The organism is Aquimarina sp. RZ0 (genome assembly GCF_008370685.1).
GTDB lineage: Bacteria > Bacteroidota > Bacteroidia > Flavobacteriales > Flavobacteriaceae > Aquimarina.
On sequence record NZ_VTZU01000088.1, the window covers coordinates 1 to 8,324 of the forward strand.

Genomic DNA, 8,324 nt, shown 5'->3' on the forward strand with positions numbered 1-8,324 from the left:
GCGATAAGGTAATTACTTGATCTCTCGTAGTGGCACAAATCGAACCGATATAAATGGCACAGTTTGAACCGAAATGACTGGCACTATAACTCCGAAATCATTGGCACAAATCGAACCGAATTAACCATTTCTCAATTTCTGAGGTTCTCCCCTTTTTTTTTAAAAACGATTGGACTTCACTCCAAATTATTGTGAATTCATTTTTAAAATAATCTCTTTCTAATGCCAATCTAATTTTAGCTGGAATTTCTTCATAGGAGTTATATTGTTTATAAAGTTCATATAATTTATTTGCTCTTGAAGGAAACAATACTCCTTTTCTTAATACTTGCACTTTTGCTCCTAATTCGAACATATCACCAGCAGGTGCATAAGTGGTATCCTGAACATTAATATTTTGTAAGAGGTCTTTTACCAAATCACTTGTGCCCGCTTCAATCGTACATTGATTGATAGATCCGGTAAGTACAAAGTCTGCTCCCATCACAAAAGCACAAGCAGCTGCTTGTGGAGTCCCTATTCCTCCTGCTAATCCAACTCTAATCCTCTTATTATACGCATGTTCTTTACAGATACCATCTCTTAGCGTCTGTATAGCAGGAAGTAACACCAAAGGAATCCCTCTATCCGTATGACCTCCAGAGTCTGCCTCTACACAGATATCCCAACTCACAGGTATTTCTGTAGCCATTGAGATTTGTTCTTTAGAAACTAAGTTCTCGTCTAATAATTTTTTGAGTATCCTTTGCGGAATTGGACTCATAAATAATTCTGCTATTTCTGGTCTTGATACCTTTGCTATAATTTTATTACTTGCAATGACCTTTCCTTGAACTTTTTTAAGCCCACTAACCATATAATATGCAAGTGCTTTGGTGATGTTCATAAAAGCGGAAGCTTCTACTAGTCGTATATTATACTTAATAAAAAGTTCTACTGTTTTAAATTCTACCTCAGGTTCTACCAAATTATGCAGTAGATTCATCCCATAAGGTTCATTTTTTTGTAAAACCTTTTGTATGGATTGAATATTTTCTTCAATTTTAGATAAAGACATGCCACCCGTTCCTAAAAAAGAAAGCATAGATGCTTTTGCCATAGTAATCACAAGTTCCTTTGATGCAATTCCACGATACATCGATCCTGCTACATAAGCATATTTAGTATTATGATCTCTTTTAAATTCTTTACTACCAATATCTTCTGATCTTAATTCATTGTTTGGCTGCGATTGGATATGACTAATTTGTTTTTCTTCTTCTTTATTTGTAAATAACTTATTATTAGATAGTTTTTTATATTCATGTTTTGAAACTATAGGTTTTTTAGAGATTTCATTCACCATTTTAGTAAGAATCGTACTCTGAATTTCCACAAAATCCATAGCTCCTTTTTGTCTTAAAAATTGTATACTATCCATCCAACGAACAGGTTTTACAATTTGTTGACAAAGCACAGGTTTAATTTCTTCATCATAAGGCAATGCCTCAGAATTAGAAATAACAGGAATTTTAGGCCTTACAAGCTTAAATTGTTTTAGAAACTCCTCAAATCTGGTCGCTGCTGATTTCATATATCGAGAATGAAAAGCAGCATTAACAAATAGTGGTATTATTCGTATTTTTTTTGTTTCAAAATCCTTTACCAAAGCATTTATTCCCTCTGTTGGACCAGACACTACTATCTGTGTAGGTGTATTAATATTGGCGATATCAATGGCATCATACTTCTTATCTGACAGCAATAATTTCAACGTTTCTATATCAATATCTAATACTGCAGCCATACCTCCTCCTGAGGCTTCTTGCATGAGCTCTCCTCTTTTTTTTACAAGTTTAAGTCCTGTCTCAAAATCAAAACATCCGGCTGCTAGTAATGCATTATATTCTCCAAGACTATGTCCTATCAAAAAATCAGGATTTCCTTTTTCTTTTTTATATGCCAAGGCATTTACGACATAAAGTGCAGGTTGTGCATATTGTGTCTGACTTAACTTTTTTTCCGGATCTCGAACACATAACTCCTCAATATCATATCCCAAAATTTCTGAAGCAATAGTTTTTTCTGCCGAAAAAGAGGCAAACAGTTCTTTTCCCATTCCTTTATATTGAGACCCCTGACCTGGAAACATAATAGTTTTCATAAATATTCTCCTTTTAAAATTATCTGATTATTCAATAAAGAACTCGGAAGGTTATTAAAAGCTTGTCTAAAACCCTGCTGCCTGCAGATCATCACTTTGACAACCTTGACTTTACTTCAAATAAGCAACGTATCTCGATATGTTGTCGATTTGAAGTATCGTCAGAACCTAACAATCAGTTTGCATTGTTTTTAAACATGCTTTAATTTGTTCTATTCTTTTATCCATTAAATAATTTCTCTATACGTTCAGCTACCTCTGGTCTATGAAAAGTGGCATCGTGCATTGCTAACTCATCTCCAATTATTTGATCTATTTTGCTTTTCGCTTCAATTGTTAGCTGTTTTTTTAAAGTAATTAATGAAATTCTGGGTTTTTCTGCTAATTGACGAGCAAGCTTAAATGCTTCTGCCATCACTTCTGATTTTGGGACTACTTTCTGAGGGATTCCACGTTCTAATAGCTCAATCCCTCTATAATTTTCTGCAGTGTATAACATTTCATTTCCTATAACACTTCCTAGCTTTTGAGGAACCATATATGTTCCTCCCATACCAGGAGTAAAACCATATTTCATAAAATTAGTTGTGTATATATTTTCTTTTCCTAAAATCATGAAATCCGCATAACATCCAAATACAAAACCTCCTCCAATTCCATGACCTTGCATAGCAGAAATCACAGGTAAATCACACATAAGAGGCTCAACAAAAAATTTCAATACAGCAAATGTAATCTCTTTATTATAGATTGCTAATAACTCTTTTTTTGTGCCTCCACAACAAAAGTAGTTATCATACCCTGTAAGAATAACCACTTTAGCATCTGGATCTTTTTTTATTTCTTTAAAAGAATTAGAAATCCCCTCAACTAGTGCTGTAGAAAAGGTATTTTTAGAATCTCTATCTTCCATTTTTATTTGTACAATGTCGTTGCCTAATTTTGATATTTTAACTACTTGTCCCATGGTAATTTTCCATTATTTACAAATTGAGTAATATTATTTTGTACCTCTTGAGAGTTGATAAGTCCTTTGATTTTATTAACCGCTATTTTTTGAGTATCCTCGTCAATAATCCAAAGTTTCCACATATATTTTTTTAATTCTGAAATGGTTTCTATTTCCAACTTTGTCAAACGGATTAATAATCTTTTTATATATGTATCTACATTTGTATTTAATTCATCAACCAATCCGATTTCATAGGCTCTTTTTGCCTTTATTTCATGAGAGACCAAAGTCATCCATTGCGCTTTTTGATGCCCTATACGACGAATTAAAAATGGCAATACACAAGCAGGTATTAAACCAAATAACATTTCGGAGAGACTAAATAATGCGTTTTCTCCGGCTACAGCAATATCACTTACTGCGACAAATCCAATGCCTCCAGCATTTACTTTTCCTTCTATTTTTGTGATGATTACTTTGGAACATGTTGCCATTTTTTTTAATAACTCATAATATATATCCATTTCATCATTATGGGCTGAAGATTCTTCTACGTTAATAATTTGCTGAAAATCCATTCCATTACAAAAAATTGATGTTTGTCCTTCTAAAATGACAACTTTAACCAAGGGATTGCCCTCAATACTATTAAAAACTTCAAACAATTCACTTAATAGAACTTTATTGATTCCATTACCTATATCCGGTCTATTTAATGTTATGGTTACTGCTTGTTGGTTAAAGTTTACTAAAATACTTTTATATGAATTCATTGTTCAATCTATTAGACCCATTTATATTTTCTATGAAAATCCTGAATACCTGTAAACACAAGTCTATTTTTGCCTTTTACGTGATTAAACGCTGTAGTATATTGATCCAAATCAACTTCAAAGTTTTTTGTCCCAAATTTTAATTTAGAGTTCGTTTCGAATGTACTTTCATATTCTTCCATGTTTAGCAATAATCGAGCAGCTAAATGTTTAGCGATTTGAAATTGTTTTAACTTTTCTTGACCCTGTTGTGTAACTACTCCGCTATAAAACTCAGAGCAACATCCAGAACCATAAGAAAATATCCCAAGCCTTTTTGGTGTTTCAAAAGATCCATTATCTATAGCGCTAATTAGTGAAAGATGCGTACTTGCCCCCATGATATTACCCACACGTTTGCAATATGCTAAAGAGGGTTCTACTCTAAGCTGAAAATCTTGTTCAATTCCTTCTGGTTTAGCTTTTTTAAACTTGCGCATATTGGTTCGATGCGCACCCTTAACCATACCTCCGAAAGGGGTGTGAAACACCAAATATTGAAACGTAGAAACATAATCTGCACCTTGTACTCTTTTTTCATATTCTTTATAGCTGTTTTCGCAACAATCTAAATACGACAATAGTGATAAATCAGAATCTCCAACTTCTTCATCAGGAATAGGGCGACACGTATCCATCACTTCATAACCATAATAACCATTAGCGCCTTTATCTATTTGGAATATATCAGGTTTTTCACTGATAAGCATAGCCACCGCTCCTGAACCTGAGCTGGGTTCTACAAAATTTACATCCAAAGTACCTACTGCATTCATACGCATGATATCTGTTGCTATAACAAGTGCTTTTTTACCCGGTGCTGCTTGTGATAGTACAAAATTAATCGCCATTTGAAAACCTGCGGTACCTGAGTAACAAGCATTTTTGATTTCGAACAGACGACAATTTCGATTCAATTCTAAATGGTGTTGAATATAGGTACTCATCGATTTGCCAAAATCGATACCCGATTCTGTACAGGTAATTAAAAGATCTATATCATTTTTCTCTTTATCTGTTAGTTTGTCTAAAATTGGTTTGGCGGCATTTACTGCGTTTGAAATTGGGTCTTCATACGGCATTGGAACTGTTTTTTGTTCCATTAGTAAATTAGAAAAACGAGTCGTATTTAAATTCCTATGCTTAGCTAATGTAAATACATCTAATACTGCAGATCCGCAATATGTATTCATTGATTCTATTCCTGCTTTAATCATTTATTTAATTTTTTAATTTTTTCAAAATAAGTGAGGTATTTATACCTCCAAAACCAAAACTATTACTCAAAACTGTATTGATGTTCAGACCACTACTCTTTTCCTTTATCCAATTAATTTCATTATTAATGGGATTGGATAGATTATTCGATTTATGAATAAACCCATGATTTAACTGAATCAAACATGCAATTGCCTCGATCACTCCGGCTGCCGAAAGCCCATGTCCCGTTAGAGACTTAGTGCTATTCGCTTTTACATCTTGTAATCCTACATCTAACATGGCTTCTACTTCTGTAGTATCTCCTATCACTGATCCTGTACCGTGGGTATTTACATAATCAATATGTGCTGCTTTTAAACCACTATTATATATTGCCATCCTCATTGCTTCAGCTTCTCCTTTTTTAGAAGGCTTTGCTCCTCTATTTCCATCCATAACAACACCATAACCCGAAAGGATTCCATACCCCTTTTTTTTCCTATCAGAAGCATGCTCACTGGATTCTAAAACAATACATCCAGCACATTGACCATATATAAATCCGCTATGTTTTTCATCAAAAGGGCGATACGCATTGTTAGGAGCCAAAGTTTCATCAATAGCTTTCATAGCACCTATATTGATAAATCCCTGATACTCAAAAATGGAAAGATCCATTAGAGGTGCTACCACAATAACAATATCATGAGATTGATACGATATCAACCTTTTACCGTGTATAATTGCCATATTCCCACTTGCAGATGCTGACCCAATACTATAGCCTTCTCCTTTTATTTGTAAAAGTTCAGACAACACTCCAACGATATCTGTATCAAAAAAATTAATCGCATAATTGGGATTAATAAAAGTTACCTTTTCTCTATATTTTTCTTGAATCTTATGAAGATTAGACTGTTGTGTATTACTACCTGCACTAACGATAGCAACTTTACTTGAGTTCATTACTTTTTCTACTAACCCGGCATCCACCAGAGATTCTAAAGCACAATAGGTTCCAAACAAAACACTTTTTGATAGATGCCGTAATCGTAAGGCTTTTTTTAAGACCTCTTCCGGAAGGTCTAATTTTTTAACTTCTGTTTTAAAATCAAAATCAGGAGCCATCCCAATAATGTATTGATATGAAGCATTAGATTGCTCTAATGAAATCTTTGAAAAATTACTTTGACCTATTTTTAAATTATTAGCAAAAGATGCTGCCCCAATACCTAATGGAGTTATCGCTCCGATTCCACTTATTATTACATTATCTTCCATGGTGTGTTTTATCTAAAATTGTTCATCAAATGAACATCATCTTGATTAGGTTTTTTAGTTATTCATTTTTTTAAGACTGATCAATTCGGCTAATTCATTAATAGTTTGTGCTTTTGCTAATTCTATTCTTGGAATATCCAAATTGATATGTTCTAAAGTAAGCGTGATTAACTCTCCTCTATCTAGTGAATTCGCTCCTAAGTCAACAAAACTGTCATCATTAGAAAATTCTTCATCCGCTAATTCTGGAATAATGTCTAAAAGATTTTCTTTTATTATTGCTATAACTTTTTCCATAATTGATAATTGATTTATGTTCTTTATTTTTTTAATTTATATGAATTGGATTGCTTATTAAAGTTTTACAACTTCTGAATTTTCTTCAATTTCGCGAATTAGTTTATTGAGGTTTTGTTGCGCCGGAAAAATATTTTTTCTAATTCTATCTGCCAAGCTTCTTTTTTTTATGTCATTAGTTGAAATCTTTTTAAAGTCAAGGGTAAAACCTGCATCAAGTCTAGATTCTAGTATCCATTTTGAAAGCTTGATATCTGTACTCCACGTAATTTGATTGGTAAATCCTGTCGCCATAAATTTTAACCAATCGATATCTTCATTCGGAATAATTACAGGAGTACAAAATTCATTCTTCAACTTTTCATCTTCCTCAAAATATGCTTCTACATACCCTATTAATGAGGCGCTAAAGGGAATAAGACATTGTTTAATGGACTGAAGCGTAATCAAGTTTCCAGAAAAAATTGCTTTTAAATTCCGATGTTTGGAAGCTCCGCTCCCAGTGCAATCGATATGAATAGTATCAGAATTCGTTTCAATAATTCCTTCCTCTAATACAATTTGATTTCTTTCGATTCTTTTTACATGTCCTTTTCTAACAATGCTTTTAATTTTTCTTAATAGATCTAATTCACTTTGATTTATTGTAGCACAACGAAACATCTTTGGTCTCACCGTTTTATCAAGTCGAACCAAACAACCTTTTTCTTCAAGCAAATTAAAAAGATGATCTACTGATTTGGCTGATACCAAAGATTCATATTGTAAAGCCTGATTATTTAAAAAAGCTTCTAAATTGCTCTTTGGAGAAAGGTTATTTCTATCATAAAACCAAGCATCTCTAGGTGTTATCCAAGTGATTAACTCAGGTGCAACGTGATTACTTAAAAGCCATAAACAAGCATCAACTCCTGTTTTTCCCGATCCTATTACGACATAACTACTAGGTTTCTTTCTTATCTTTACAATATCATTAATTGGCATAAAAGAAACTCCAGGGTCTACATCAAAATTTGGTTTATGAGTTGCAGGTATACTAACTCCAAAATATGTAGCATCTACTATTTTTTTGGCTACTTTTACTTGATATTTTTCATTAGTTACATAAGAAACAAACTTGCCAGAACCTATATATTGGCATAAAGGAAAATATTTAACCCTATTTGATGGTAAGAATTTATGGTTCATCAATTCCTCTATATAAGCACAGATTTCATCTCCTGTTGCTAATTCATCAAAGCCTTTATTGATACCTACTTTTTCTTTACGTCCTTTACTTAATTCTAATGAATTTACACCATAGGAATAAGAAGCTTGATGAAGACGAACAAAGGGATACGCATAATTCCAATGACCACCGGCTTTATGATTTTTATCCACAAGGATAACAGTGTAATCTGTTTCTGTTAGAATCGTATCAACAAATGCTAAACCCGTAATTCCTGCTCCAATAACTAAGTAATCTGTTTCAAATATTTGCATTTTATTTTATTGTGTTTTTAAGAATAGAAATTTTTACATATCATTTATTTCTGATCTAAAGTTATATCTTAATGTTTCCTCTTTTTGTTTGAGTCTTTTTTAAAGTAACATTGGTTTCATATGACTTCTCTGAATTTTGAAAATTCTTCATTATTTA

General features: G+C 32.8%; 7 protein-coding genes. All 7 read right to left on the minus strand.

What is annotated here, in order from left to right; genetic code table 11:
• Positions 1–97: 97 nt before the first annotated feature.
• A complete protein-coding gene (gene fabD, locus F0000_RS23290) occupies positions 98–2,143 on the minus strand; it encodes an ACP S-malonyltransferase (RefSeq protein WP_149627130.1) in 2,046 nt (681 codons plus the stop codon).
• Between the two features lie 220 nt (positions 2,144–2,363).
• Positions 2,364–3,110 (minus strand): polyketide synthase, encoded by a 747-nt coding sequence (locus F0000_RS23295; RefSeq protein WP_149627131.1) that lies wholly within the window; start codon positions 3,108–3,110, stop codon positions 2,364–2,366.
• A complete protein-coding gene (locus F0000_RS23300) occupies positions 3,098–3,868 on the minus strand; it encodes an enoyl-CoA hydratase/isomerase (protein ID WP_149627132.1) in 771 nt (256 codons plus the stop codon). The genes F0000_RS23295 and F0000_RS23300 overlap by 13 nt, the downstream gene beginning before the upstream one ends.
• 11 nt (positions 3,869–3,879) lie before the next feature.
• Positions 3,880–5,124 carry a hydroxymethylglutaryl-CoA synthase family protein gene (locus F0000_RS23305; protein ID WP_149627133.1) on the minus strand — a complete coding sequence of 415 codons (1,245 nt, stop codon included), beginning with the start codon at positions 5,122–5,124 and terminating at the stop codon, positions 3,880–3,882.
• Between the two features lie 4 nt (positions 5,125–5,128).
• Positions 5,129–6,388, minus strand: coding sequence for a beta-ketoacyl synthase N-terminal-like domain-containing protein (locus F0000_RS23310; RefSeq protein ID WP_149627134.1), 1,260 nt, complete (start codon positions 6,386–6,388; stop codon positions 5,129–5,131).
• 54 nt (positions 6,389–6,442) lie between these two features.
• Positions 6,443–6,685, minus strand: a complete 243-nt coding sequence (locus tag F0000_RS23315; RefSeq protein WP_149627135.1) for an acyl carrier protein — start codon at positions 6,683–6,685, stop codon at positions 6,443–6,445.
• A 57-nt stretch (positions 6,686–6,742) separates the two neighbouring features.
• The gene (locus tag F0000_RS23320; RefSeq protein WP_149627136.1) at positions 6,743–8,167 is read right to left on the minus strand and encodes an NAD(P)-binding protein; all 1,425 of its coding nucleotides are present in this window, start codon (positions 8,165–8,167) and stop codon (positions 6,743–6,745) included.
• Positions 8,168–8,324 lie beyond the last annotated feature (157 nt).